Source organism: Nocardia stercoris (assembly GCF_003696265.1).
In the GTDB taxonomy this organism is placed as follows: domain Bacteria; phylum Actinomycetota; class Actinomycetes; order Mycobacteriales; family Mycobacteriaceae; genus Nocardia; species Nocardia stercoris.
Genome location: NZ_RFFH01000007.1, coordinates 75,064 through 100,632 on the forward strand (window position 1 = coordinate 75,064; position 25,569 = coordinate 100,632).

Annotated in this window: 29 protein-coding genes and 1 pseudogene; 16 read left to right on the forward strand and 14 right to left on the reverse strand. The window is 67.9% G+C overall.

The features are described 5' to 3' along the window. Positions 1-62: 62 nt before the first annotated feature. Complete coding sequence (locus EBN03_RS17725; RefSeq protein WP_122189172.1) at positions 63-446, forward strand: winged helix-turn-helix transcriptional regulator; 384 nt, start codon at positions 63-65, stop codon at positions 444-446. 142 nt (positions 447-588) lie between these two features. On the opposite strand, the gene EBN03_RS17730 is transcribed toward EBN03_RS17725, so the two are convergent. Further along, positions 589-1,101: a beta/alpha barrel domain-containing protein gene (locus EBN03_RS17730; RefSeq protein ID WP_233608447.1), complete on the reverse strand. Its 513-nt coding sequence runs from the start codon at positions 1,099-1,101 to the stop codon at positions 589-591. 73 nt (positions 1,102-1,174) lie between these two features. On the opposite strand from EBN03_RS17730, the pseudogene EBN03_RS35850 reads away from it, so the two are divergent. Then, positions 1,175-1,276: pseudogene (locus EBN03_RS35850) on the forward strand (oxidoreductase); the annotation flags it as partial. Here the strand turns inward: EBN03_RS35850 and EBN03_RS17740 are convergent. Then, positions 1,235-1,900 (reverse strand): oxidoreductase, encoded by a 666-nt coding sequence (locus EBN03_RS17740; RefSeq protein ID WP_407671175.1) that lies wholly within the window; start codon positions 1,898-1,900, stop codon positions 1,235-1,237. The pseudogene EBN03_RS35850 and the gene EBN03_RS17740 sit on opposite strands and share 42 nt — an antisense overlap. A 237-nt stretch (positions 1,901-2,137) precedes the next feature. Here EBN03_RS17740 and EBN03_RS17745 point away from each other — a divergent pair, with 237 nt between their 5' ends. The 6 genes from EBN03_RS17745 (at position 2,138) to EBN03_RS17775 (ending at position 9,122) form a co-directional block, all read left to right on the forward strand. Next, the gene (locus EBN03_RS17745) at positions 2,138-3,100 is read left to right on the forward strand and encodes an acetoacetate decarboxylase family protein (RefSeq protein WP_122189174.1); all 963 of its coding nucleotides are present in this window, start codon (positions 2,138-2,140) and stop codon (positions 3,098-3,100) included. Next, the gene (locus EBN03_RS17750; protein WP_122189175.1) at positions 3,097-4,689 is read left to right on the forward strand and encodes a succinic semialdehyde dehydrogenase; all 1,593 of its coding nucleotides are present in this window, start codon (positions 3,097-3,099) and stop codon (positions 4,687-4,689) included. The genes EBN03_RS17745 and EBN03_RS17750 overlap by 4 nt, the downstream gene beginning before the upstream one ends. A 69-nt stretch (positions 4,690-4,758) precedes the next feature. Then, the gene (locus EBN03_RS17755) at positions 4,759-5,442 is read left to right on the forward strand and encodes a type 1 glutamine amidotransferase domain-containing protein (protein ID WP_122189176.1); all 684 of its coding nucleotides are present in this window, start codon (positions 4,759-4,761) and stop codon (positions 5,440-5,442) included. 124 nt (positions 5,443-5,566) lie between these two features. After that, entirely contained in the window at positions 5,567-6,181 is a 615-nt protein-coding gene (locus EBN03_RS17760) for a TetR/AcrR family transcriptional regulator (protein WP_122189177.1), read from the forward strand. A 288-nt stretch (positions 6,182-6,469) separates the two neighbouring features. After that, a complete protein-coding gene (locus tag EBN03_RS17765) occupies positions 6,470-7,423 on the forward strand; it encodes an alpha/beta hydrolase (RefSeq protein WP_122189178.1) in 954 nt (317 codons plus the stop codon). 547 nt (positions 7,424-7,970) lie between these two features. Continuing rightward, on the forward strand, positions 7,971-9,122 hold the full coding sequence (locus tag EBN03_RS17775; RefSeq protein ID WP_122189179.1) for a cytochrome P450: 1,152 nt from the start codon (positions 7,971-7,973) through the stop codon (positions 9,120-9,122). 54 nt (positions 9,123-9,176) lie between these two features. Here EBN03_RS17775 and EBN03_RS17780 read toward each other — a convergent pair whose 3' ends face one another. Continuing rightward, entirely contained in the window at positions 9,177-9,737 is a 561-nt protein-coding gene (locus tag EBN03_RS17780) for a DUF6630 family protein (protein WP_122189180.1), read from the reverse strand. A gap of 39 nt (positions 9,738-9,776) precedes the next feature. Continuing rightward, entirely contained in the window at positions 9,777-11,018 is a 1,242-nt protein-coding gene (locus EBN03_RS17785) for an FAD-dependent monooxygenase (RefSeq protein ID WP_233608448.1), read from the reverse strand. A gap of 149 nt (positions 11,019-11,167) precedes the next feature. On the opposite strand from EBN03_RS17785, the gene EBN03_RS17790 reads away from it, so the two are divergent. After that, positions 11,168-11,425 carry a hypothetical protein gene (locus tag EBN03_RS17790; RefSeq protein WP_122189181.1) on the forward strand — a complete coding sequence of 86 codons (258 nt, stop codon included), beginning with the start codon at positions 11,168-11,170 and terminating at the stop codon, positions 11,423-11,425. Between the two features lie 167 nt (positions 11,426-11,592). Here the strand turns inward: EBN03_RS17790 and EBN03_RS17795 are convergent, their stop codons facing one another. From EBN03_RS17795 to EBN03_RS17805, 3 genes are all read right to left on the reverse strand, one after another. Further along, the gene (locus EBN03_RS17795; RefSeq protein ID WP_233608449.1) at positions 11,593-12,213 is read right to left on the reverse strand and encodes a PAS and ANTAR domain-containing protein; all 621 of its coding nucleotides are present in this window, start codon (positions 12,211-12,213) and stop codon (positions 11,593-11,595) included. A gap of 384 nt (positions 12,214-12,597) precedes the next feature. Next, positions 12,598-13,035 (reverse strand): STAS domain-containing protein, encoded by a 438-nt coding sequence (locus tag EBN03_RS17800; protein ID WP_122189183.1) that lies wholly within the window; start codon positions 13,033-13,035, stop codon positions 12,598-12,600. Positions 13,036-13,177: 142 nt separating this feature from the next. Next, positions 13,178-13,633, reverse strand: a complete 456-nt coding sequence (locus EBN03_RS17805) for a MerR family transcriptional regulator (RefSeq protein WP_122189184.1) — start codon at positions 13,631-13,633, stop codon at positions 13,178-13,180. A gap of 146 nt (positions 13,634-13,779) precedes the next feature. Between EBN03_RS17805 and EBN03_RS17810 the strand changes: the two genes are divergently transcribed. Continuing rightward, positions 13,780-14,199, forward strand: coding sequence for an Hsp20/alpha crystallin family protein (locus EBN03_RS17810; protein WP_122189424.1), 420 nt, complete (start codon positions 13,780-13,782; stop codon positions 14,197-14,199). A 373-nt stretch (positions 14,200-14,572) separates the two neighbouring features. After that, positions 14,573-14,812 carry a hypothetical protein gene (locus EBN03_RS17820; RefSeq protein WP_122189185.1) on the forward strand — a complete coding sequence of 80 codons (240 nt, stop codon included), beginning with the start codon at positions 14,573-14,575 and terminating at the stop codon, positions 14,810-14,812. A 61-nt stretch (positions 14,813-14,873) separates the two neighbouring features. Here EBN03_RS17820 and EBN03_RS33775 read toward each other — a convergent pair whose 3' ends face one another. Together EBN03_RS33775 and EBN03_RS17830 are read right to left on the reverse strand one after the other, a co-directional pair. After that, entirely contained in the window at positions 14,874-15,491 is a 618-nt protein-coding gene (locus tag EBN03_RS33775; protein ID WP_147471623.1) for a glycosyltransferase, read from the reverse strand. A 166-nt stretch (positions 15,492-15,657) separates the two neighbouring features. Further along, the gene (locus tag EBN03_RS17830) at positions 15,658-16,386 is read right to left on the reverse strand and encodes an MBL fold metallo-hydrolase (protein WP_122189187.1); all 729 of its coding nucleotides are present in this window, start codon (positions 16,384-16,386) and stop codon (positions 15,658-15,660) included. A gap of 92 nt (positions 16,387-16,478) precedes the next feature. On the opposite strand from EBN03_RS17830, the gene EBN03_RS17835 reads away from it, so the two are divergent. The 3 genes from EBN03_RS17835 (at position 16,479) to EBN03_RS17845 (ending at position 18,981) form a co-directional block, all read left to right on the forward strand. Beyond that, positions 16,479-17,465, forward strand: coding sequence for an AraC family transcriptional regulator (locus EBN03_RS17835; protein WP_158675667.1), 987 nt, complete (start codon positions 16,479-16,481; stop codon positions 17,463-17,465). Positions 17,466-17,589: 124 nt separating this feature from the next. Continuing rightward, entirely contained in the window at positions 17,590-18,453 is an 864-nt protein-coding gene (locus EBN03_RS17840; protein ID WP_122189189.1) for an SDR family NAD(P)-dependent oxidoreductase, read from the forward strand. Between the two features lie 27 nt (positions 18,454-18,480). Next, on the forward strand, positions 18,481-18,981 hold the full coding sequence (locus tag EBN03_RS17845; protein WP_122189190.1) for a nuclear transport factor 2 family protein: 501 nt from the start codon (positions 18,481-18,483) through the stop codon (positions 18,979-18,981). A gap of 6 nt (positions 18,982-18,987) precedes the next feature. Here the strand turns inward: EBN03_RS17845 and EBN03_RS17850 are convergent, their stop codons facing one another. Genes EBN03_RS17850 through EBN03_RS17865 form a run of 4 tightly spaced genes read right to left on the reverse strand, consistent with a single transcriptional unit; the run spans position 18,988 to position 23,496 of the window. Continuing rightward, a complete protein-coding gene (locus EBN03_RS17850; RefSeq protein WP_122189191.1) occupies positions 18,988-20,475 on the reverse strand; it encodes a long-chain-fatty-acid--CoA ligase in 1,488 nt (495 codons plus the stop codon). Continuing rightward, positions 20,472-21,197 carry an SDR family oxidoreductase gene (locus EBN03_RS17855; RefSeq protein WP_122189192.1) on the reverse strand — a complete coding sequence of 242 codons (726 nt, stop codon included), beginning with the start codon at positions 21,195-21,197 and terminating at the stop codon, positions 20,472-20,474. Before EBN03_RS17855 ends, EBN03_RS17850 begins: the two co-directional genes overlap by 4 nt. Further along, positions 21,194-22,354 (reverse strand): thiolase family protein, encoded by a 1,161-nt coding sequence (locus EBN03_RS17860; RefSeq protein ID WP_122189193.1) that lies wholly within the window; start codon positions 22,352-22,354, stop codon positions 21,194-21,196. Before EBN03_RS17860 ends, EBN03_RS17855 begins: the two co-directional genes overlap by 4 nt. Beyond that, the gene (locus tag EBN03_RS17865; RefSeq protein WP_122189194.1) at positions 22,354-23,496 is read right to left on the reverse strand and encodes an acyl-CoA dehydrogenase family protein; all 1,143 of its coding nucleotides are present in this window, start codon (positions 23,494-23,496) and stop codon (positions 22,354-22,356) included. Before EBN03_RS17865 ends, EBN03_RS17860 begins: the two co-directional genes overlap by 1 nt. Positions 23,497-23,589: 93 nt before the next feature. Between EBN03_RS17865 and EBN03_RS17870 the strand changes: the two genes are divergently transcribed. Both EBN03_RS17870 and EBN03_RS17875 read left to right on the forward strand, forming a co-directional pair. Continuing rightward, positions 23,590-24,237, forward strand: coding sequence for a TetR/AcrR family transcriptional regulator (locus EBN03_RS17870; RefSeq protein WP_122189195.1), 648 nt, complete (start codon positions 23,590-23,592; stop codon positions 24,235-24,237). Positions 24,238-24,363: 126 nt separating this feature from the next. Beyond that, entirely contained in the window at positions 24,364-25,116 is a 753-nt protein-coding gene (locus tag EBN03_RS17875; protein WP_122189196.1) for a class I SAM-dependent methyltransferase, read from the forward strand. Between the two features lie 66 nt (positions 25,117-25,182). Here the strand turns inward: EBN03_RS17875 and EBN03_RS17880 are convergent, their stop codons facing one another. Beyond that, positions 25,183-25,449 (reverse strand): hypothetical protein, encoded by a 267-nt coding sequence (locus EBN03_RS17880; protein WP_122189197.1) that lies wholly within the window; start codon positions 25,447-25,449, stop codon positions 25,183-25,185. Positions 25,450-25,569 lie beyond the last annotated feature (120 nt).

The window sequence follows — 25,569 nt, forward strand, 5'->3', positions numbered from 1 at the left end:
GCACGATTTGTCACTGAGTGCATGATCGGTAACCCTGAAGGTCTGCGGAAGAAGGCACTTTCATGTCACACAGTCACATCGATGTATCGGTCCTGGCAGACCAGGCATGCACCGTCGCGGAAGTCCTCGACCACGTATCCGGAAAGTGGAGCGTCGGCATACTCGTCGCCGCCGCCCAAGGCCCGGTCCGATTCACCGAGCTCGAGCGCGCGGTCACCGGCATCAGCCGCCGGATGCTCACCCTGAACCTGCGTAAGCTGGAACGCGACGGCCTGCTGATCCGCACCGTCTACCCCACCGTCCCACCCAAAGTGGAGTACACCCTCACCCCGATCGCCCGAGAACTCCACGCAACGCTGCTGACCCTGACCGAATGGGCGAAGCGACATCGAGCCACGATCGCCGCCGCACAAGCCGACTACGATCGGGCCAACGAGAGCCCGTGAGCCGTGAACAGCGGGCGCACAGCGCTGAGCCGCCTGGCGCCGAACAATCCCGTGCGCCCCAGGGCCGCACGGGTGCGGCCCGCACCGCGGTTTGTGCAGATCGCCCGGCGGGCGAAGTGCGGCGCCCTTCACGCGGTGCGGATCACACCGCGCGGCCGTCCAGCCATGTGCGGTAGCGGCGTAGCGCACGACGCTGCAGAAGCAGCTCCGTCACCAGGGCGATCACCGGGTTGATCCCGGGACGAGTCCGCCGGCCCGCGCCTATCCGTCGCAGTTGTCGACGCACGCGGGCCATGCTCGCCGCGGACGCTACCGCCTTGTCCTTCATCCGCACTGGTGCGAGTACAACTTTCGGCTCCGCGTCCTGCCGCCACTTGGCGGGCAGGTCGGGGTCTACTGCCAGCGCGGTGCCCATGCCCACCAGATCGATGCCGCTCGCGAGGACCTCCTCCGCGACCGGGCGGCGTACGACCCCGCCGGTGACCATCAGCGGCAACGGGCTGGTCGCCGCCAGTTCCTCGGCCAGCGCGAGAAAGTAGGCTTCGCGCGAGCGGGTCCGCTGGTCGCCGGCCTGGCCGGTCATCGCCGGCGCCTCGTAGCTGCCGCCGGACAGCTCGACGACGTCGACGCCGAGGGGAGCCAGCATCGCGATCACTCGCGCAGCGTCTCGAGCGTCGAATCCGCCGCGCTGGAAGTCCGCCGAGTTGAGCTTGACCGCCACCGCGAAGGTGGGTTTCGACGGGGTCGAGATCCACGCCGCGCACGGCTACCTGCTGTCGCAGTTCCTGTCACCGTTGGCCAATCGGCGCACCGATCAGTGGGGCGGCAGTCTGGATCAGCGAGCCAGGTTCCTGCGTGACATCGTCCGCGCCGTGCGGTCGGTCGTCGCTCCCGGCGTCCTCGGCCAGGCGAGCGGTCTCGACGAAACGGTCGACGGTTTCCGCGATCTGTCGCGCGGTCATCGCGACCGGCTCGGCGAACCGCTTGCTGTTCTTGCCGATGTCGACCCGAACCTCGGACGGTCCCCACGCGACACCGGGCATGTCCGCGCCGACCTGACGACCGGGGTGGTTGATCTGCATCCACACCTGCGCGCCACCGCTCTTTGCCGCGGTAGCCCATTCGCGGAACGGTTGCAGCGGCGAGTGCGCGTCGAGGACGACACCGGCCGGACCGGTGAGCGCCTCGGCGTGAACCATGACGTTTCCGGTGATGATCAGGCCGACCCCACCTCGACTCCACCGCCGGTACAGCTCGAACAAGGGTGCGTCGGGCAGTTGCCCGCGGCCGGCCATGTTCTCTTCCATTGCGGCCTTGACGAGCCGGTTCGGGATGACGGTGCCGTTCGGAAGGGTGAACGGCGTGAAGATCGCCGAGGTTTCCGCTGAACCGCCGGGCTTTGTCGATGTGGGGATCGGTCGCATCAATACTCCTCGGAGGGGGTATGTTGACATTGATTACATCAGAGTAGGAATCATAGTTAGCAGCGTCAACATCGAGCGGGCGTGGCTGCCGTCGCGGCGAGGGCCGACCGTGCACGGCCAGGCACGATCCCGACCGGGAGTACCGCGGAGCCGACCCGCGATGCCACATCCCGGTAACGCTCGATGACAGCGCCGATTGTTGACACCGATTACATATGCGCTTACGCTCCCCGATGTAAGCGACGTAAACATAGCGGAAGGCGCGCCATGCCGTCCACCGAACAGCACACGGTCACCGTCGATCTGGGAGGTCGCTCGGTCGACGTTCCCGAAGGCGGGTTGTACGACCGCTACCGAATGAACCCCGACCTGGACGAGATCGCCCGCGACCCGCGAGTCAGCAGTGTCGACTTCTTTCGGCAGCTGCCGAAGACGAAGGTCGACTCACCGATCGGGCCGACCTTCACACCGAACTTCTACTACCGCATCTCGACCGCACGGCTGACGATGCTCGCACCGTACCGCGCGATCCGCTCCCGCCTCCCGGAGGAGCTGACTCCGCTCCCGTTCGCGCCCGGGCTCGGCATCGTCTCGGTCATGTTCTTCCGCTACGACATCTGCGATATCGACTTCTATACCGAGGCCGCGGTCGGCATCGCCGTCCAGCCCGCACGGCACGGGCGGGGCGGATTCGTCGACTTGCTCACCGATCTGAAGAACAACCACCTCCACTCCTATGTCCTGTCGCTCCCGGTCAGCAGCGACATCGCCCAGGTACGCGGCCATGACGGTTACGGATTCCCGAAGTGGGTCACAGACCTCGATGTGCACATCGACAACGAGCGCGCCACCGCGCACGTTGCCAACAGCACCGGCGGCACCGACGTAGCGTTCTCTGCCCGCACTCCGCGCCAGGAGGTGCACGCCTCGGGCGATCAGGTCGCGAGCCTGAGCTCGTACACCACGATCAACGGCGTGTGGCACTCGACCTTCAGCCAGACCAACATCCTCTCGGCCGGCACCGAGCAGCTGCCGCGCAGCATCGACCTGCGGCTCGGAAGCGGACGGGTTTCCGACGATATTCGCTCGCTGCGGCCGATCCGGACCATCCAGCTCGACGTCATGACCGAGGGGCAGAACGCCCTGCACATGCCGGTGCCGACGTCGGTTCACCGACATCGGCGAAACCTGTTCCAGCAACCGATCACCTGTCCGGGAGCCCGCTCATGACCATCGATCACACCGCCGCCACCGCTCACGCCCTGAGCCTGCCCGCCACCCTGACACGGCCACGGGTCAGCCGCCTGACCGCGCAGCTGGCCGCGGCTCCGACCGCGAACTACACGACCACCTGCGCGCCGTACACCGGCGAACCCCTCGCCGACCTTCCCGTCTCGACACCGGCCGACGTCGAGGACGTCTTCGCCCGCGCGCGCCGGGCTCAGGCCCGGTGGGCCCTGGTCTCGCTCGAGGAGCGCCGGCGAATCCTGTTGCGCTTCCACGACCTCGTGCTCGAACGCCAGGACGAAGGACTCGACCTGATGCAGGCCGAGAACGGCAAAACGCGCCGCGACGCCTTCCTCGAAATCACCGACATCGCGATCACCGCACGCTATTACGCACGCACCGCCGCCGCGCTGCTCGCGCCCAAGCGCCGCCGGGGCGCGATCCCGGTGCTGACACACACCACCGAACTGCGCCACCCGAAGGGGGTCGTCACGGTCATCTCACCGTGGAACTACCCCCTGAGCATGGCAGCCGGCGACGCGATCCCCGCGCTGATGGCCGGCAACGCCGTGGTGCAGAAACCGGACACCCAAACCGCTTTGACCGCCCTGTGGGCGCTGGAGCTGATGCGCGAGGCCGGACTGCCGAAAGACCTGTGGCAGATGGTGATCGGCCGCGGCAGCTCGATCGGCGACGCTCTCATGGCCGGTGCCGACTACATGATGTTCACCGGGTCCACCGCCAGCGGCCGCCGGATCGCCGCCGGCGCCGGTGAGCGACTGATCGGGGCCTCCCTCGAGCTCGGCGGGAAGAACGCCATGGTCGTGCTCGAAGACGCCGACATCGACAAGGCCGCCGCCGGTGCCGTCGCGGCATGCTTCCCCTCGGCGGGCCAGCTGTGTGTGTCCATCGAGCGGCTCTACGTCGCCGAGGAGATCCGTGACGAGTTCGTCGCGGCCTTCGTCGAGCGCACGCGAAAGCTGCGTCTGGGTGCTGCCTACGACTTCTCGGTCGACGTCGGATCGCTGACCAACTCCGCACAGCTCGAGACGGTGACCGCGCACATCGCCGATGCCGTCGCCAAGGGCGCGACCGTCCTGGCCGGCGGTCACGCACGTCCCGACCTGGGACCGCTGTTCCACGAGCCGACGATCCTCACCGATGTCACGCCCGAGATGACGTTGTTCGCGCACGAGACCTTCGGGCCGGTGGTGTCGATCTACCCGTACCGCGACGTCGAGGAGGCGATCGCGATGGCCAACGCCACTCCGTACGGGCTCAATGCCAGTGTCTGGTCCCGTAACGGCGCCCGCGGCCGGTCGGTCGCTGCCCGGTTGCACGCCGGAACGGTCAATGTCAACGACGCCTTCGCCGCCGCGTGGGGCAGCATCGACGCCCCGATGGGCGGCATGGGCGACTCCGGCCTCGGCCGCAGGCACGGCGCCGACGGGCTCCTCGAGTACACGGAGGTCCAAACCGTCGCCCACCAACGCCTCCAAGGCTTCGCACCGCCGCGCGGTGTGAGCTACGAACGCTGGTCCCGCATCCTCACCTTGGCGCTGCGGGCCCTGCGACGCCTCGGCACACACTGACCTCCGCGTGCGACGGACGAGTCACCACACACGAACCTGTAAACCGACCACACCTGAGGACTTTCGGAGATGACCAAGCGGATCTTGCACGTTGTGACGAACGTCGGCCACTACGGCGATGCCTCGCATCCCACCGGACTCTGGTTGTCCGAGCTCACTCATGCCTGGAAGGTGTTCGAGGACCACGGGTTCGAACAATCCTTGGTCAGTCCCCGAGGCGGGCCTTCGCCCCTCGAGCCGCGATCGTTGAAGTTCCCCAACTACGACAGATCCGCGAAGCAATGGCATGCCGACCCGGCGCGCATGGCGCTGCTGGAGAACACCGCCGACCCCGATCGGATCGAGTCGGCGGACTACGACGCGATCTACTTCACCGGCGGCCACGGCGTCATGTACGACTTCCCCGACAGCGCCGGGCTGCAACAGATCTCGCGGGAGATCTTCGAACGCGGCGGCATCGTGGCCACGGTCTGCCATGGCTACTGTGGCCTGTTGAACACCAAGCTGTCCGACGGTTCCTACCTTGTCGCCGACCGTCAGGTCACCGGGTTCGCCTGGCGGGAGGAAGTGCTCGCCGGCGTGGCCAAGCTCGTGCCGTACAACGTCGAGGCCGAGATGAAAAAGCGTGGTGCCCGCTACGAGAAGGCGCTACTGCCGTTCGTTCCGTATGCGGTCGTCGACGGCACTCTCGTCACCGGCCAGAACCCCGCTTCGGCCACAGTGACCGCCAAGCAGGTCGCGGCTCTGCTGTGAGCCTCTCGGCGGAAACGAAGCGCCGTGGGGGTCCACGGGAACCTCGAACATCATCGGACACTCGGCACGAGCGAGTCGACCGACCGGCAATGTTTACGGCATAAACAATTGATAGATTGGAAGCATGCCAACGTCGAACGCCCGGTACCACCACGGTGACCTCCCCGCCGCGCTGGTCCGCGCGGCTGTCGAGCTCCTGGAAGAGGAGGGCGCCGCCGAGCTCTCCTTGCGAGCAGCCGCGCGGCGCGCCGGAGTGTCCGCCGCGGCGCCGTACCGGCACTTCGCCGACCGTGACGCCCTGCTCTCCGCCGTCGCCGCGGTGGGTTACCGCGACCTCGCAGCCGATCTCGTCGCCGCGAGCGCGGCGCCGAAGACCACCGAGGACTTCACCGCGATCGCGATCGCCTACATACGGTTCGCGCTGAATCGCCCCGGGCTCTTCCGGGCGATGTTCTCCGAACCGTGCGACCCGAACAGCCCGGAGCGGCTCGCGGCAACCACGGCTATTCACGAGTACGTGCGAACGATTGTGCGCCAGGCATTCCCGGAAGCGGACGAGGAAGCGCTCGCTACGGCGCTGTGGTCGATGGTGCACGGCCTGGCCTTCCTGTACCTACACGGAAAGTTCGACGCCAGCGAACCGGGCGAACTGGACAATCGAGTGCGTGCCGCGACCCGCGCCGTGCTCGGGTTGACCGAGCACCCATCGACGCAGGCCCCCGCGAGCGGCGGGGTTTGATACTCAGCGAGGATTTCCGCCCTGGCTGCGCCAGCAAGCCAGGGCCGATCCCCGCCGGTTACCCGGGATTGTGCCCATACCGACGTTCATCCCTTCACGCACCCGGGCAAACCGGCTTCGAAAACACTCCAGTGCAAGGGAATTCATACTGTGTTGACAGTGTTGACATTGCAGGACTAGCCTGACTTCCGGCACCGCACATATGGACTCTTCTCGACAAACGGCGCAGAGCCTGCGCCCGATCCAGAACCGACCCCGTACGCCACCCGCATCGGAAGGTTGACCGCGATGACCGAGATCAAGCCCGTGCTCGAGCCCGAAGCCGCCGATTTCTGCAAGGCGACCGACACCCCGCCGTTCCTGTACCAGCTCCCACCGGAGGAAGGCCGCAAAGCGGTCGACGAGGTCCAATCCGGCGATATCGAGATGCCGGCGATCGATGAGGAATGGGTCACCGTCGAGGGCGGACCGACCGGCAGCGTGCGTGTGCGCATCGTCAAACCGGCGGGCACGACCGGCCCCCTGCCCGTACTGTTCTACATCCACGGCGCCGGATGGGTATTCGGAAACGCGCACACCCACGACCGCCTGGTACGAGAACTCGCCGTGGGCGCCGGCGCCGCCGCGGTATTCCCCGAGTACACATTGTCGCCGGAGGCCAAATACCCGACCGCGATCGAACAGAATTACGCTGCCGCGCAATGGGTCTTCGCCCACGGCGCCGAGAAGGGGCTCGATACTTCACGTTTCGCCGTCGCCGGGGACTCGGTGGGCGGCAACATGAGCATCGTGTTCACCCTGATGGCCAAGGACCGCGGCGACATCCGCGTCGACCAGCAGGTACTGCTCTACCCGGTGACCAACGCCGACTTCGACACCGCCTCCTACCACCAGTTCGCCGAGCACTACTTCCTCACCCGCGAAGGCATGAAATGGTTCTGGGACCAATACACCGAGAACGACGCCCAGCGCGCGGAGATCTACGCTTCACCGCTGCGCGCGTCGATCGAACAATTGCGCGGCTTGCCGCCCGCCCTCGTGATCACCGGTGAGGCCGACGTCCTGCGCGACGAAGGCGAGGCGTACGCGGCCAAGCTCCGCGAAGCCGGCGTGCCCGTCACACACGTGCGATTCGGGGGAATCATCCACGACTTCATGATGATCAACTCGATGCGCCCCACCCATGCCGCCACCACGGCCATCGCGCTGGCGCAGGACACACTCCGCAAAGCTCTGCACTGATCCGACGCCGGTAGCCGTTCCGCGGGAGGCAGCGAACGACGGCAGTGGATCAGCACGGTACCGGGATTCCCGCACCTCGACACGACTCCGCGTAGCCGAAGGCAGAATTCCGCTCCCGATCCAGATCGCCTTCGGCGCACCGATCGAAGCCGCCATCAACTAGTACACTACGAACCTGATCAACCGTCTCCACGATCTGGATATCCCGGTGACCGTGGACGACCGGCCGGTCGGCACCACTCCTGGGGTTACTGGGAGGACGACCTCCACACCTCCTGGCCCTTCCTCGCCCGATCCATGGGCATCGCGGAGTGACCGGCCGACGCGAGGACCGGATAGCGAGGACCGCATATTGCCCATCGGGCCGCGATCGGCAACCTCGGCGTAAACCGTTCCGCCTCAACCTAATACGACCAACGCAGACGGGCCCTCGGTGAGCGGGAGCAACGACTCACCGGGTCGATTCGACACGGTCAGCTCCTCCGAGTCCGGCCCGATCTCCTTCTGCACCAGGCATACTCACCTGCCACATTGTCATAATTGCGATATGGCGACCGTTTTCGACGACGACTTCGCACGCGACCCGTGGCCCGTGTTGCGGGCCCTGCGTGACGACGGCGGCGTGCATCGGATCATTACTCCGGACGGCCCGCCCGCATGGCTGGTGACCCGGTACGACGGCGTACGCGGCGGCCTGCTCGACGACCGGCTGTCGACCAATCTCCGGTACGCGGACGGGCCCGACTACCGAGGGTTCGCCGTTCCGGCGCCGCTGGGCGTCTTCCAGACCAGCGAGCCAGGTGACCTCGCCCGGTTGCGGCGACCGGTGATCACCGAGTTGCGCGGTGTCGGCGAGTGGTCCGGCCGGATACCCGACCTCGTCGACCAGTTGCTGCGGCGGCTCGATCCCACCGCCGAACTCGACCTCGTCGAACAGGTAGCGGTGCCGCTGCCGGCGGCCGTGCTCGCGCAGTTGCTCGGGCTGCCGGCCGACCTGCGTGATCGGCTGCTCGGCTGGGCGAATTCGACATTGCGCCCGCATGCGGCCCCGCGCGCCCGCGACACCCTGGCGGCCATGCAGGAGATCCTCGCCGCGACGCTCGCCGTCGGGCGCCGGGTAGGCCCCGAATCGACGCTCGGCAGGCTGACCGGTTCGAGCGCACTGAATTCCGGGGAAACCGTCGGACTGCTGTTCTACCTGTTGTTCGTCTGGTACGAGGTGCTGGCCGACGCGATCTCCGGTGCGGTGCTCGCGCTTTCGAGCCGACCCGACCAGCTCGACTTCCTGCGGTCGGAACCGGACCGGGCCACCGCCGGCGACGAACTGCTGCGCTATGTGTCACCACAGGTGCTGGCAGGCCCGCGATTCGCGACCGAGGATCTCGACATCGGCGGTCAGCGGATCTCGGCCGGCCAGACCGTGCTGTTGTGTCTGGCTTCCGCCAATCACGACGAGGCGGTTTTCCGTCGCCCGGACGAGCTGGACCTGTCCAGAAATCCCAACCCGCACTTGAGCTTCGGCCACGGAAGCCACGCCTGCGTCAGCACCGGCCTGGTCCGCCCGATGCTGGCGGAGATCCTGGTCGCGATCTATACCCGCTGGCCCGGCCTGCGCGTGACCGGGTGCGAACCCGAGATCGCGTGGCGTTCCGGTTTCCGCCATCGCGGCCCCGTCAGCCTGCCGGTGAAACCGACATAAGGAGAGGGCCGAGCTTCCAACCTGTGCCGTAAACCAGCCGGCTCGTGAACCTCCTCAGCGGACCGGCTCCACGACCATGGGCACGATCGGGGTGCCGGCGGGATCGAACAAGTCTCGACCACACGAGTCGCATTCGCCCTCAGCAGGTTTCGCTTCCGTCTCGGGGAGCTGCCACACGTTCGTGCCACCGCACGGACAGTCGATGATGTAGAGCGATTCGGACGAAGGCCGGTCCAGACCCCATGCCGAACTCGAGGCCGCGGTGCGACGCATGACGCCCACCCGATACGTGTCGTCGCCGGACCGCAGTGCGCCGAGCGCCAATCCCGCACTCGCCAGGGCTTCGTCGACCGCACGCAGGACCGCCGGCACGTGTTCACCACGCTCGAGGTCAGCCTCGGCCGCTTGCGTGGCTGCGGACTCGACGGCAGCGACAACCGCGCGGCCCTTCCCGAAGGCCGCGACCCGGCCCGCCACGAACTGCGCTATCTGTCCGGTCCGCTCCTCACCGGACCAGTCGACCGGCAAGAGAACCCCTTGCCGGATCAGGGAATCCACCACATCGTCCGCATCGAGTGGGAACCCCTGCTCAGCGCCCGCAAGGAAATACGCCATATCGCTCACGTCGCCAGCATACGAACGAGCATCCGACGGCTACGAGTTCGGAACCCCTGCGTAGTCGGGTAGTTCGACACCGTTGATCGCACGCTCGAGCAGTTCGGTGAACCATTCGCCGGCGAAATCGGGGCTCGGCTCGGCGTCCGGCCCGGGGATGTCGCGGCTGCGTGCGTTCAACCGGCCGATCTCCTGGTTGGCCTCGACGTACGACCGCATCCGCGCCTCGTAGCGGTCGAACCCGGCCTCGGGGTTCCAGTCGGCGGCGGCCAGTTCCCCCGCCAGCAGATAGGCACCGACCAGGGCCAGCCCGGTGCCCTGCCCGGACATCGGCGACGAGCAGAACGCCGCGTCCCCGAGCAGCCCTACCCGTCCGCTCGACCAACGGTCCATCACTACCTGGGCGACCTGGTCGAGGTAGAAGTCGGGGGTGTCGTGCAGGTGCGCGAGGATATCCGAGGTCAACCAACCGCAACCGGCCATCCGCGCACGCAGCAGGCGTTTCTGGGCCACGATGTCGCGGTAGTCGACATCGAAGTCGGCCGAGGTGAAGTAGAACATCGCCATCGCTCGGGTCGCGTCCTGGATGGGGCGCAGCAGGGCGGAGCGCCCGGACTCCTGATACTCGAGCAGCCAGCGGTCCAGCCCGAACTCGTTCGGCACGCTGTAGAAGGCCAGCACGTGCCCGAGGTGGCGGACGAACCGCTCGTGCGGCCCGAACACCATCGCTCGCAGTGGCGAATGCAGCCCGTCCGCACCGACCACCAGGTCGAAGCGCCGCCGGTCGCCGCCCGCGAAGGACACGTCGACCCCGTCCGCGTCCTGGGCGAGTTCGGCGATCCGGTCACCGAAGACATACGCGACACTGTCGCGGGTGTTGTCATAGAGCACCCGGGACAAATCCCCGCGCAGGATCTCGATATCCGCGATGAACCCGTCGCCACCGTCGTCATCGGCGGAAAAGGTCTCCAGCACTTTCCCGTTCGCGTCCACCGTGTACGCGCCGGCGGTATCGGTGCAGGCCGCGCGCACCGCCGTGTCCAGCCCCATGCGCTCGATGACCTCCTTGGCCACCCCGCGCGCGTCCACCGCCTGCCCACCCGGCCGCAGCTCGGGAGCCCGCTCCACCACGGTCACCTCGGCACCCCGCCGACGCAGCCAGTAGGCCAGCGCCGGTCCCGCGATGCTCGCCCCGGCCACCAACACCCTGGGACCGGTCACCTGCGGCCGCCGCTCACCCGTCCGGGTCGTGCGCTCCTGTTCGGCGTGGCCACCACTCATCACTGCCTCCTACGTTTCCTCCGCGCTGAACCGGTCCAGCACGGGCCGACGCTGTCTGCGTATCCGGCTGTACCGACTACGGATCCACCCGAAATTCATCGGTACCGCCGAAATCGCCGCCCTCGCTACACCGCCGATACGATGCGATCGTGTGGAGCGAAGCGGCTGATCTGGAACTGCTGATGGATCGGCTGGCTGCGGCAGGTGTCGCCATGCTGCTCAGGGTCGACGTGGAACGCTTCGATGCGGGCAGGCCGCACTGGACGGTCTTGCTGTCTGGACCGGCGCTGTACCCGGACAACACCATTCGCGTGGACGCGCATGGTCTCGGGACCGGGATCACCCGGGGTCTACAACGGCTGCGGGAACACGACGGGGATTGGGAGTGGCTGGATGATTGGGTCTGAGAGCGTCATCCAGCGGATTGCGGACCATTCCCCCCCGGCCGAGGGCACGGTGTATTCGGCCGGCGACCGCACCGACGAGCGAACACAACTACGCAGCCCGAATCGATGCACGCACAGCGCATACCGAAATGCGCAGTGCCGCAACATATCTCACGGCGGGCCGTTGATCAGCTGTTCTTGCCGACCCGTTCGTGAGCGGTCAGCAGGATGTGATCGAACCCGGAGACCGTTCCCGAATCGGGCGCCGGTAACTCCACGGCGTCCTCGACGAGCTGGGCCGCCAGGTCTCGCAGCTTGGTGTTGGTCTCCTGCGACCGCCACACCAGAATCTTGAACGCCTGGTCGGCGTCGATCCGGTAGTTCCGCATCAGCAGGCCTTTGGCCTGCTCGATCACGGCGCGAGATTCCACGACACCCGCGAGCGTGCTCTGCAACGCGTCCTGCGCCGTCTCGGCCAGGGTGGCGGTGAGGTCCACGTAGTATCCGGCCGTGCCGACGATGGTGCCGGCGTCGTTGTGGATGCTGTCGGCGACCACGATCACGCAGTGCTCGGTGCCGTCGGTGTCGAAGAACCGGTGCCGGCTCGAGAACGGTGTGCTGTCGGTGACCGAGCGGGCGATCAGCTCGGCGACCTCGCCGCGGTCGTCGGGATGCTTGTGGGCGAGGATCAATTCGGTTGTGGGTTCGACCGCACCCGGCTCGTAGCCGTGCATGCGGTACACCTCGTCCGACCACACCCACCGCCGCTCGGAGAACCAGAATTCGAAGCTCCCCGTCCTCGGCTGCACGTCGGGGCACCCTTTTTCCAGCGGGCGTTCACTGCCTCGGGGTTCAACCGACATCGGGACCGCTCCTTCGTCGGGTTCGGAATTCCGGTGACCTGCTCCGGCCACAGACTGCTACATGTCGACAGCGCGGTCGGCGTCCTCGCCGCCCGATCGACCCGGCCACGACAGACGGCCGCATGATCGAATCATCGCGGAGCGGGATGTTGCTGTCGCGGCGGAACACATCCAGATTACGTCCGTCGGAGATCACCAGACAGGTGTTGCCCTGCGCCGACGGTCCCCAAACCCCGCGGTCCAGAGGTAGCGAACTGCGGCGAATGGTCACCACGATCGAACCGGTCGGCCGGATGGGCGTGCTCAGCGAACACACCCGGCGGGTCGCCGTCACCCCGAGCATACGGTCCCGGAGTCGGCCCCTACTGCCTGGGGTACGACCCCGTCGGCGGCCAGCGCGCTCGGGTACACATCCAGATCGAGCTGCGACACATCGAGGATCCGCTGGACCCGCGGCACGCAACCGATCAGACAGATCCGCACACCGCGGTCGCGGCAACGCTCGTTCTCCTCGGCGATCGCCTCGAAGCCCCGGCAGGACACGAAACTCACCCCGCGCATGTCGATCACCAGTGGGCCCGCGGACAATGCCGTCTCGGCCGCATCGCGGATGTGCTGCTGCCAATACCCGATGGTGCTGGCGTCGATTGAACCTCGGGCTACCAGCCAGATCGTGTTCGCGAACAGGCATCGCTGCACAGACAGACTCGGCTCGACAGCGGGATACGGTCGAGCCGGGACGACGCGGTCGGCGGAGGGGCTCTGCATTGCGCACTCGATTCACTACGGGCGTGGGGTACGCCGCGGGGTCGAGGTGCCCTGGCGGTATCAAGACTGACCTGCCGATATCCTCCCACCGCCGCGCTCGCTACGCGACCATATCGGGCGAACTGCCGAACCAGCGGGCCGATCAGTCGGCGCGTTCGATCTTGACGTGGCGGACCTCGCCGGTGCCGTCGCCGAGACCGAGTTTCGGCGTGCGGCTTCCGACCGCGGGCTGCTGTTTCTGCTCGGTGTGCTGCTCGCGCAGCAGGTCACGTTCGGCGGCCAGGGCCGCATTGCGGTCGCGCAGGGCGGTGTTGTCGTCTTCGAGGGTGAGGATGCGTGCGATCGCGGCAAGGTTGATCCCCTGCTCGGTCAGGGCCGCGATCCGCGCCAACCGCCGTAGATCGTCGTCGCTGTAGCGACGGCTGCCGCCGGCGCTTCGGGCCGGGACCAGCAACCCGTGCTGCTCGTAGAGGCGCAGGGTGTGCGTCCCGATCCCGGCCAGCTCAGCGGCCACCGAGATCCCGTACACCGCCTGCCCGGGGTGCGGCCGGTGGCTGCCGCCGGCCGTCGGCCGGTGACCGTCCGGTTTCGAGGCCATACCGCTCCCTCCTTCGTCGAGTGTTTGCAGATTATCTTGCCGAACCTCTTGCACTATCCTACCTAAAGTGATAGAACAAAGTTGAGTCGATTGACTCAACTTTACTCAGCGAAGTAGAGAGATCGGAGTGTTTGGAGGTGGCGACCATGCTGATGCGCACCGACCCGTTCCGGGATCTGGACCGCTGGACTCAGCAGGTCTTCGGTACACCGGCCCGCCCCGCGGTGATGCCGATGGACGCCTGGCGCGAGGGTGACGAGTTCTTCGCCGAACTCGACCTCCCCGGCATCGACCCGGAATCCATCGACCTCGACGTCGAACGCAACGTGGTGACCGTTCACGCCTCACGCCCGGAGCTGGACTCCGAGAAGTCGATGATCGCCGCGGAACGTACCCGCGGAGTGTTCAGCCGCCAGTTGTTCCTGGGTGAGAACCTCGACACCGACGCGATCCGCGCGGACTACCACAACGGGGTCCTGCGTCTGGTGATCCCGGTCGCGGAGAAGGCCAAGCCCCGCAAGATCGAGATCACCCGGCACGAGGAACGTCAGGCGATCAACGCCTGACCGGGTACCCGGAAACCGCCGGACCGTTCCGGGTTTCCCGATCCGGATGGAGTCGAGGGAGGTGATGCCGTACCTGATTACGACATGTTCCAGCGCGGAAACGTTCTCGGACATCACCGGCGACCGCACGCCCGGCTCGCCTGCACAACGGCACCCGTGCGCCAGGAGATCTCTCCCCTCCGGCGCGTGCACAGCCGCCGTTCGCGGCACGAGGCAGCCCGGCACCTGGTCGCGGCGATGCCCGAGAGCCCGAAGAACCGACAACCTAAGACTCGTTCCGTCCACGGGTGGGCCCGGCCGGCGATGACCGACCGGGCCCACCCGGCCCCTTCCCGGCCCCTCGGATGGCCGCCGTCGTGAGAGGAGACACGCCATGACCGCCTTCAGCCGCACCATTGCCGCAGACAGCGACTTCGCCCGCGCCGATCAACGCGCCTTCGTCCGCGACGCCGGTCTCGACCTCACCACGGTGCGCCCCTCCGACGACCGGATGCGGACCGCGATCGAAGCCGCCGAAATCTCCGACCGGATCGGCCAAGCCTGGATCACCCCCCTCGACCTCGACGACGACTACGACTACGACCCCGCCCGGCTGACCGCCGCCGCGCGGTAGCACGCCCCAGCCACGGACGATCGACCGATCACGGTCGGTTCCCCCAGGTGCGTGCGGGGGCTCAGTCGGTGCTCCCCGGGCACCCGGGTGTGGTGGCGCAGATCGACTCGAGGAGCGACAGCACCGTCTTGCCCGGCGTCGGGTCGCGGTCGGCAATGTATGTCTCGAAGGCGCGCTGCCCCATGGTTTTCCAGTCGTGACGGCCGGCCCAGGCCCGCTCCAGCGCGGCGGCCAGTGCGTGGGGGCGGTCGCCTGTGGCCACGTAGCCGTTGACGCCGTCGGTGATCAGGCGGGCGTTGTCGCCGACGTCGGTCACCAGGCACGGGCGCGCGCAGAACATCGGCCGGTCTGCCCGGAATCGGCCACGGCGTCGTCGATCGGCGGATAGTGATTGAACCGCAGCACGCTGTTCGGGGGTGAGAGTTCTTCGTCGTACAACGACGGCTCGACACCCAGATAGCGAAACATGGAGTGCACGAGCGCGCAGCGCCACTTCGAATCGCTCGTCCGGCCAGAAGGTGAGCGCCTTTTCCGCGTCTTCTCCCGGAATACGGAAGGCCGTCTTGTCCAGTTCCCACGCTTCTACCGAGTTCGGTAGCGAAGCCGTACTCTCCTGGAGCGGAATGTATCCCATCAGCAGCGGCTCACCGAAGGTGCAGTCCGGCGCGACGTACCGCATCTTCTGTTTCGAGCCGGTGGTCTGGATCTCGGTCGCGGGCCGGCGACCCGCCGCACAGCCTCCGATTCGCACACCGTCCGTCCGTTCCAGCAATCATGCCCACGGGCCGAACGGTGGCGTCGGCGGAGGCGCCCGCGACCGCAAGCCGACCGGCCACCGGAACCGCCTACCCCGGGCTCGTGATGCCGCGAGTGACCAGTCGGTGTTGTTCTCGACGTGCCCAACGACGCACCCGCGCCGCGTCCAGCGCCGCACCGTGACCCACGTACAGCGTGGTCGGGTCGCGGTCGAGCATGGCGTTCAGGCTGGCCAGGTTTCGAGCCGGGTCGTCGTGGAACGGCGGATCGGCCGGTGCGGCGAGCAGACCGAGGAAGCGGCCCGCGATCAGGTCTCCGGCGATCAGCGCACCGGCGTCGGTCAGCACCGAGATCGATCCCGGGGTGTGCCCGGGGGTGGGCAGGATCTGGGCGGCGACTCCGTAGTCGTGCAGCGCCGCAGGGGCGTCGAGGACGACGTGCGGGACGAACGGCTGGGTGTGCGCGTGCGGCAACGGAGTCTTGCGGAACAGCCACCCGAACGGACCGGTCGGCGGCAGCGGCCCGGTGACTCGGCCCTGCGCGTAGGTTTCGAGGTCTCCGGCGTGCGCGATGATCGGCGCCTTCGTGGCCTCGTGCAGGAAGGCCGCCGAACCGAAGTGGTCGATGTGACCGTGCGTGACAACGATCGCCGCCAGGTCGCGGGGCCGCAGGCCCTGCGCTTCGATCCGCGCCAGAATTTTCGGACCGCTACCGGGAGTGCCGGTGTCGACCAGGACCGTGCGCTCACCGCACAGCAGGAAGGTATTGACGTTCCGCCTGCCCAGAACGGGCAGGGGAATCACGGTGACGCTCTGCATGCTTCGACGGTATGTCCGATCACTCGAGACGAACATGCCTGCCGGTTCCATATTCATGTGCGTTCGTCTCATCCGGCCGGTACCGTTGCAGCATGGACGTTCTGGCAGACGTGCTGTCCGCGACGAAGATGGGCGGTACGGTCGCCGCGGTCGTCCGGGCGAGCGGACCGTGGGGAATCAGCTTCCCCGACCTTCCGATCGCCGCCTTCCACTACGTCGCCGAAGGTGAATGCTGGCTGCGGCGAGCCGGATACGAGCCGCTGCGGCTCGGTGCGGGCGATCTCGTGCTGTTACCCGCAGGAGCCGGACATGTCATGGCCGGCGAATCCAGTGGTCCCACGGTCGAATTCGATGAACTCGCGCGGGCGTTCGGTGAAACGCCGGCTGTCGTCGTGGATCTACCCGGCTCCGGGCCGGCGGCTCGGATCCTATGCGGCGGATTCCGGTTCGATGCACACTCGACCCATCCGATGGTGCGACTCCCGCCGCTACTGTGGCTGAAAGACATTGCGGCACAGGGCCCCGACGTCGCCGCAGTGCTCCGGATGCTCACCACCGAACTGTGCGGCCCGCAACCGGGTACCGCGACCGTCGCCGATCGCTTGGTCGACGTGTTGTTCGTTCACATCCTCCGGCACTGGGCCACCGGGCACGGTGTGCCGGTGGGCGGTAGCACCTGGCTGCGCGCACTCGACGACGCACCGGTATCGGCGGCGGTGAGCCTGATGCACCGCTGTCCCGAACGAGCATGGACCGTAGCGCTACTCGCGAAGGAGACCGGCGTATCCCGCGCGACGCTGTATCGGCGCTTCACCCGCCTGGTCGGTGAACCACCTCTGGCCTACCTCACGCGATGGCGCATGGAAATCACCGCGCGCAGACTCCGAGAAACCGACGACACCATCGCCATCATCACCGAAACCGTCGGCTACACATCGGAATTCGCCCTCTCCAAGGCCTTTCGGCGCCACCACGGCGTCTCCCCCAGCCGATACCGGGCCACACATCGTCGAACCGGATCCGCAGTGGCCGGACCGACTCCAGACCCGCAGGCCGGGGCACCCGTCGGATCGCGGTAATCCACCGGGCCACAGAACTGTTCCCGTTCAGTGGGCGATTCCCTTCCACGGCCGCCCGTGGGCGAGTTCGCTGTGCGATGCGGGTCACCGCGCGGAGTGATCCCGGAGCGGGACGGAGTAGTGGATGGGCCTGGGTTCTGATCGGGTCGTCGTCGTGACCGGTGCCAGTCGGGGCGCCGGGAAAGGCATCGCCACGGCGCTGGGCGAGACCGGGGCGACGGTGTACGTCACCGGGCGGACGCGCCACGAAGGGGACGCGCCGCTGCCCGGCACGGTGTACGCCACAGCGGAGGAGATCACCCGCCGCGGCGGCAACGGTGTCCCGGTGGTGCTGGATCATGGTGACGACGAACAGGTGCGGGGACTGTTCGACCGGGTGAGCGCCGACCACGGCCGGTTGGACATCCTGGTCAACAATGCGTTGGCCCTGCCGGACGGGCTGACCGACAAGGGACCGTTCTGGGCGAAGCCGCTGTCGCTGCTGAGCCTGCTGGACGTCGGAATGCGGTCGAGCTATGTCTCGACGTATTACGCGGCGCCGCTGCTGATCTCGGGCGGCGGCGGACTGGTGGTGAACACCTCGTCGTTCGGTGGGACCTGCTATATGCACGGTCCGGCCTACGGTATGGGAAAGGCGGCGGTGGACAAGATGGCCCATGACATGGCAGTGGACTTCCGGTCGTCGAATGTCGCGGTCGTATCGCTGTGGATGGGCCTGCTCGAGACCGAACGCACTCGCGCCGCGTTCGCCGCCGACCCGGCCGCATACGACGGCCTGGCCGCGACCGCCGAATCACCGGAATTCGTCGGGCGCGTCATCGATGCGCTCGCCCGCGACCCGAAGCTCATGCAACGCAGCGGCCGGGTGCTCATCGGCGCGGAGCTCGCCGCGGAGTTCGGGGTGACCGACACCGGTGGTCGCCGTCCCCCGTCCCACCGACCGTTCCTCGGCGACCCACCGGCGTTCTCCGACGCCGTCATCGACTGACCTACCCCGCACCCCAGGAGTGACACCGTGGACCTCGCACAACGTATCGATGCCCTCGAGCAGATCCGGGCGATCGAACAACTGAAGTACCGCTATTGGCGTGCGTGCGACGCCAAGGATCCGGCGGCGTTCCGCGACTGCTTCGTCCGCTCCGGCGCCCGCATCGACTACGGGCCGCTCGGGGCGTTCGACGATGTCGAGCCGATGGTGGCGATCTTCACCCGGATCGCGCTGCACACGGTGGACGGCCGGCACCAGATTCTCGATATGCACCATGGGATGCACCCCGAGATCACCCTGACCGGTGAGTACACCGCGACCGGCCGATGGACGTTGCGGTTCCGCCAGATCAACCTCGTCGAGCAGACCGAAACACTCTCGACCGGCGAGTACGACGACGAGTATCGGATCGAGGACGGACTCTGGCGGATGTCGACGTGTCACTACACCCCGACCTGGTCGGTGACCCGCCCGCTGCCGACGGGCACCGTGATCACCGAGGGCGCCTTCGCCGACCCGGCCCGGTGAACTCGATCAGGTGAATCGCTGCCGCAGTTCGCGTTTCAGCACCTTGAACGACGGTCCCAGCGGTAACTCGGTGACGAATTCGACGCGCCGCGGATACTTGTGCTTGGCCAGATGCTCCCGCCCGAACTCGATGACCTCCGCGGCGGTCAGCTCCCCGGCGGGGATCACGACGGCGCAGACTTCCTCGCCGTGCGTCTCGTGCGGCACGCCGATCACCGCGACCTGGGCGATCCTCGGGTGCCGCTGTAGTGCGGCCTCCACCTCGGTCGGGTACACGTTGAACCCGCCGCGCAGGATGAGGTCCTTGGTGCGGTCCACGATCGTGACGTATCCGCGGGCGTCCTTGGTGCCGAGGTCGCCGGTGCGGAACCAGCCGTCGACGACGGCGGCGGCCGTCGCCTCCGGATTGCCGGTGTAGCCGTTGAATACGTTGTGCCCGCGCACCACGATCTCCCCGACGGCCCCGGTCGGCAGCAGTGAGATCTCCTGCTGCGCTTCGGGATCGGCGATCTCCACGTCCACACCCCAGATCGGGTGCCCGACCGTGCCGGCCCGGGCGCCGAAATGCGGCTGGTTCACCGCGGCGGTCGGCGAGGTCTCCGACAGGCCGTACCCCTCGAGGATCGTCGTCGCGAACACCCGCTCGAACTCCTCGAGCACCGCGACCGGCAGGGCCGCCCCGCCGGAGATGCAATGATGCAGCGCCGGAAGGGCTTTCGCTTCGGCCGCGGCCGACAGCAACCCGATGTACATGGTCGGCACGCCGTGGAACGCGTCCACACCGTGCTCCACCATCAGGTCGATGGCGGCGGCCGCGTCGAAGCGCGGCTGCAGCACCACTGTGGCGCCGACCCGCCAGGACGAGTTCAGCGACACCGTCTGACCGAAGATGTGGAACAGCGGCAGCGCCGCCAGCAGGACACCGTCCGGGCGGATCTCGTTGGCGTCGAACGCGTTCACCGTGGCGCTCAGCACCAGGTTGAGGTGGCTGAGTTCGGCGCCCTTGGGCTTGCCGGTGGTGCCGCTGGTGTAGAACACCACCGCGACATCGTCCGGCCGCCGGCTCGTGAAGTGTGTGATCGGTTCGCCGGTGAGCGCGTCCGGCGCCACCGTCGGCACACCGGCCGCCGCCGCGGCCGCCGACCCGGTCGCGGCGAACAGCTCGTGGCAGATGAGCAGCCGAACATCGCTGTCGCGCAACACATATTCGACCTCGGGCGCGGTGAGCAGCAGGTGCACCGGCACCACCGTCGCACCGGCGGCGAGGATCGCGTAGTAGGCGAGCGGGAATTCCGCGGTGTTCGGGCACATCAACGCGACCCGGTCACCGGGCCCGATACCCCGCGCGATCAGCGCACCGGCCTGCTCGCGCGCGGTGTCCCACAACTGCCCGAAGGTCAGGCGCCGCTCGCCCTGGACGAGACCGACCTTGTCCGGCCGGCGGCGCGCCTGTTCGGCGAGCACGCTCGCCAGCGACAGCGTGGCGTTGCTCATCGCGCGCCACCGTTGATGTAGAGGGTCTGCCCGCTGACGTAGGAGGCGTCCTCGCTGGCCAGGAACGCGACCACGGAGGCCACTTCCTCGGGCTGCCCGACTCGGCCCAGCGGGGTACGTTCGGCGGCGAGGCGCTGGTGCTCGGCGACGTCGGCGCCGACCCGCGCGGCGGTCGCCGCGGTCATCGCGGTCGCGATATAGCCGGGGGCTACGGCGTTGACGTTGATGTTGTAGGGCCCCAACTCGATTGCCACGGTCGCGGTCAACGCCTGGATGCCGGCCTTCGCCGCCGAATAGTTGGCCTGGCCGCGGGCACCGAGCGCACTGCGGCTCGACAGGCTGACGATCTTGCCGTACCGGCGGGGCACCATGATCCGCTGCGCGGCCTGGATGCAGTGGAAGGCTCCGGTGAGGTTGACGTCGATGACCGAATCCCAGTCGGACTTCGACATCTTGAACAGCAGGTTGTCGCGGGTGATGCCGGCGTTGTTCACCAGCACGTCCACCCGGTCCAGTCCGGCGAAGAAGGCGTCCACCGCCTCCTGGTCGGTGATGTCGCAGACCACCGACGTGCCGCCGACCTCGGCCGCGGTGGCCTCGGCGCCGTTGCGGTCCAGGCACACGACCTGGGCGCCCTCGGCGGCGAGGCGGCGCGCGGTGGCGGCGCCGATGCCCTGCGCCGCCCCGGTCACGACCGCGATCCGGCCCTCGAATCTCGTCATTTCCCTACTCCTTCGATGAGTACCGCGGCGCCTTGCCCGACGCCGACGCACATGGTGGCCAGGCCGCGCCGGGCGCCGGTACGGCGCATCCGGTGCAGCAGGGTGGTGAGGATACGGGCCCCGGAGGCGCCGAGCGGGTGGCCGATGGCGATGGCGCCGCCGTCGGGGTTGACCCGTTCGGGGTCGATACCGAGCCGGTCCACACAGGCCAGCGCCTGCGCGGCGAAAGCCTCGTTCAATTCCACGGTGTCGATGTCGTCTATGCCGATACTGTTGCGCTGCAACAGTTTCCGAGTAGCGGGCACCGGCCCGACGCCCATCACGTCGGGATGCACGCCGGCCGACGCACCACCGACGTATCGGCCCAGCGACACCAAACCCAGGTCGTTCAAGGCGGTTTCGCTGACCAGCAGCAGACCGGCCGCACCGTCGTTCATGGGCGAGGAGTTACCGGCGGTCACGGTGCCGCCCGCCCGGAACACCGGTTTCAGCCCGGCGAGCCGGTCCAGCGAGGTATCCGGCCGCACCGATTCGTCGCGGGCCGCCTCGGGCAGCGCGATGATCTCGTCGTCGAATCGGCCCTCGTCCCAGGCACGCGCGGCATTGCGATGGCTGCGCAGCGCGAACTCGTCCTGGCGCTCGCGGGCGACGGCGTAACGGGTGGCGACCTCCTCGGCTGTCTCCCCCATCGCCAGCACGGCGTGCAGCTCCCGCATCCTCGGGTTGACCAGACGCCAGCCCAGCCGGGTGTCGTGCAGTTCCCGGCGGTCCCCGGTGCCACGCGGCAGCACGTGCGGTGCCCGCGTCATGGATTCCGAGCCACCCGCGATCACCACGTCGGCTTCGCCCGACGCGACCGTCCGCGCGGCCACGGTCACCGCTTCGAGCCCCGAGGCGCAGAGCCGGTTCACGGTCGCGCCGGGAACGGACTCGGGCAGTCCGGCCAGCAGGGCCGCCATCCGGGCCACGTTGCGGTTGTCCTCGCCGGACTGATTGGCCGCACCCCAGTACACGTCGTCCACGACCTGCGGGTCCAACCCGGTCACGAGGTCCGCGATGACGGTCGCGGCCAGGTCGTCGGGCCGGACGCCGGCCAGGGCCCCGTGCAACCGGCCGACCGGGGTGCGCCGGGCGCGAGCGAAATGGACCGCCCGCATCAGAACGCGCTCACGCCGGTCAGCGCCCGGCCGATGATCAGCTGCTGAATCTGGCTGGTGCCCTCGTACAGGGTCATCACCCGCGCGTCGCGCAGCAGCTTGCCGACCGGGTAATCGTCGATATAGCCGTACCCGCCGAAGACCTGTACCGCGTTGTCGGCGGCGCGGAAGGCGGCCTCGCTGGCGAACAGCTTCGCCATCGACGATTCGGTGGCGAAGGGCTGGCCGCGGTCGATGAGATCGGCGACCCGCCAGGTGAGCAACCGAGCGGCGTCCACGTCGACCACGATCTGCGAGATCAGTTGCTGCACCAGCTGATGCGCGGCGATCTGCTTGCCGAACTGGGTCCGTTGCGTGGCGTAGCCGACGGCGGCTTCCAGGGCGGCGCGGCCGATGCCGACACAGCCCGCGGCCACCGACATCCGGCCCTTGGCCAGCGCCGCCATCGCGATCGCGAAGCCCGTGCCCTCCGCTCCGAGGCGGCAACTGTCGGGCACCCGCACCCGGTCGAAGACCAGTTCCGCGGTGGCCTGGCCGCGCAGCCCGAGCTTGCCGTGGATCTCGGTGCGCCCGATCAGCTCCGTGGGTACCAGGAACGCGCTGATCCCGCGCGGACCGGGGCCGCCGGTGCGCGCGAAGACCAGGGCCACGTCGGCCCACGTGCCGTTGGTGATGAACACCTTCGTGCCGCTGATCACCCAATCATCGCCGTCCCGAACGGCTTTCGTGACCAGGTTGCCGGCGTCGGAGCCGGTGCCGGGTTCGGTGAGCGCGAAGCACGCCAGGGCGGTGCCCGCGGTCAGTCCCGGCAGCCACTGCCGCTTCTGGTCCTCGGTGCCGTAGGTGGCGATCGACTTCGCGACCAGGCCCAGCGATACCGAGACGATGCCGCGCACAGCGGAATCCCCGCGGCCGAGTTCCTCCAGCACCAGGCAGTACGCCAGATGGTCGCCGCCGCTGCCGCCGTACTCCTCGGGGATGGTCAGCCCCAGGAAGCCGAGATCACCGAGCCGGCGCACGATGCCGGTGTCCACCGATTCGGCACGGTCCCACGCCGTGGTGTGCGGCGCGACGTCCCGATCGACGAAGTCGGCGGCCAGTTGCCGGACCGCGAGGTGCTCGGCGGAGAGTGCCAGATCCATCCCATCTCCAAAACTAGCTATGCAAGTTTGTACCGGAGCCAGGCTAGCAACCGTCGCACTTGCAGCGCTAGTTTTTCGGTAGGATCGCCAGCTGTGCCCCGCCCCCACAAGCCGCTGTTGAGCCGCGAACGCATCATCGACGCCGCACTCGATCTGGTCGACCGCGACGGACTCGACGCGCTGTCCACCCGCCGTCTCGCTGCCGCACTCGGCGTGCAGGGCCCCTCCCTGTACAACCACGTCGGGACGATGGAGGAGTTGCGCGACGCGGTGCTGGACAAGGTCCTCGAGGCGGTGGACACCAGCATGTTCGCCGGTTTGGGTCCCGACGATCGGGATTGGCGCACCGCGATCGAGGCCTGGGCTCGCTCCTATCGCGCGGCGGTCGCCGCCCATCCGGCCGTCGCGCCCGCGCTCGCGGTCGGTCCGGGCCTGCGGCCCAACGCCCTGCGCATCGCCGATGCCGTGTTCGGCGGCCTGGTCGCCGCCGGCTGGTCACGCCGGGAAGCCACCACCGTCGGCGCCCTCATGCGCTTCTTCGTCATCGGCTCGGCCCTCGGCTCGTTCGCCGCCGGCTTCCCCGCCGACGCCGCGGTCTACGCCGCCGACTATCCGCACCTCACCGAAGCGCACCTGCTCGCCGACCGCCAGCAACGCATCGACCGCCGAGCATTCGACACCGGCCTGACCGCCCTGCTCGACGGCCTAGAAACCCGCTACCAGCGCACGGTTCACGACTGATGGGACACTGGGATACGCACGGTCGCGCACCGGCGGCCGGGCACCCGACCACGTCACAGCTATCTCTGAGCAACCAGTAACCGATAGACTCTGTCGCAGACGATCGACTCCACCGACGGGAGCGAGATGGTCACCGACTACGACAGCGATCGCGTCGCCGAACAATACAAGCTGGCCAAACAGCAGCCTTGGCGATCGCGGATCGAGACCTATTCCATGTTCCGCCTGCTCGGTGACCCGAGTCGCCAGAAGGTCATCGATATCGCCTGCGGCGAAGGATATTTCACCCGCCAGCTGCGGCGGAAGGGTGCGGCGAAGGTGCTCGGCATCGACATCTCCGAACGAATGATCGAGCTGGCTCGCGCGCAAGAAGCAGCCGATCCGCTCGGCATCGAATACCAGGTCGCCGATGCCCGCACGAGCGAGCCACAGCAGGATTTCGACCTGGCGGTATCGGCCTGGCTGCTGGTGTACGCCCGTGATCGTGCGGAGCTGACGCGCATGTGCCGGGGCGTGGCATGCCGGCTTCGTCCCGGCGGCCGCTTCGTCACCGTGATCACGAATCCCGATCTGTATTCCTTCAGCCCGTGCCCGGACTATCGAAAGTACGGCTTCCGGATAACCCTGGCGGACCAGGTCTACGAAGGTGCTCCGATCCTGTGGACCATCGAACTGAGCGACTCGGAACTGGAGATCGAAAACTACTACCTGCCCATCGTCGCGTACCAGTCGGCGTACGCGGAGGCGGGTTTCGACGATTTCACGGTCCACCCGCTCGAGCTCGAACCCGCCCCCCGAACCGGGCGCGACGACAGCGGTTACTGGGCCGACTTCCTCGACCGGCCGGCCGCGACATTGCTGACCGGCGTGAAGACCTGAGCGGACGGGCACCGGCAGGCGAGGAGAACGCGCTCGCGCACCGGTCCGTCCCGGAGGCCCGGACGGTCAGCGGTCGGCGCGACCGGACAAGCGCTGCGCGAAGCTGTCGATCCAGGCAGCCGACTCCGTCACCTCGGGGCAATCGGCTGCCGGCCGGTCCGTCACCGAGCCACCGACCGCACGCTTCGCCGCACCCGGCTGTGATTGCAACGCCAGCAGGCGAACCCCCCAGCGGACGTAGTCCGGCACGCTCATCCCCGCGCACTCGGCAGCACGATCGAGCACCAGCCAGTCCTGCTCCCCCACGGTCACCACGATGTCCCTGCTCGCCATCCGACCAGGCTAGACCTGCCGGACCTGGCTCGATCAGCCACGCTGATCGAAACCGCCCGAAACAGTCCTTGATCACATCCGGCCGGGACGGTGATCATCAGCCTGTGCAGGTACCGATCG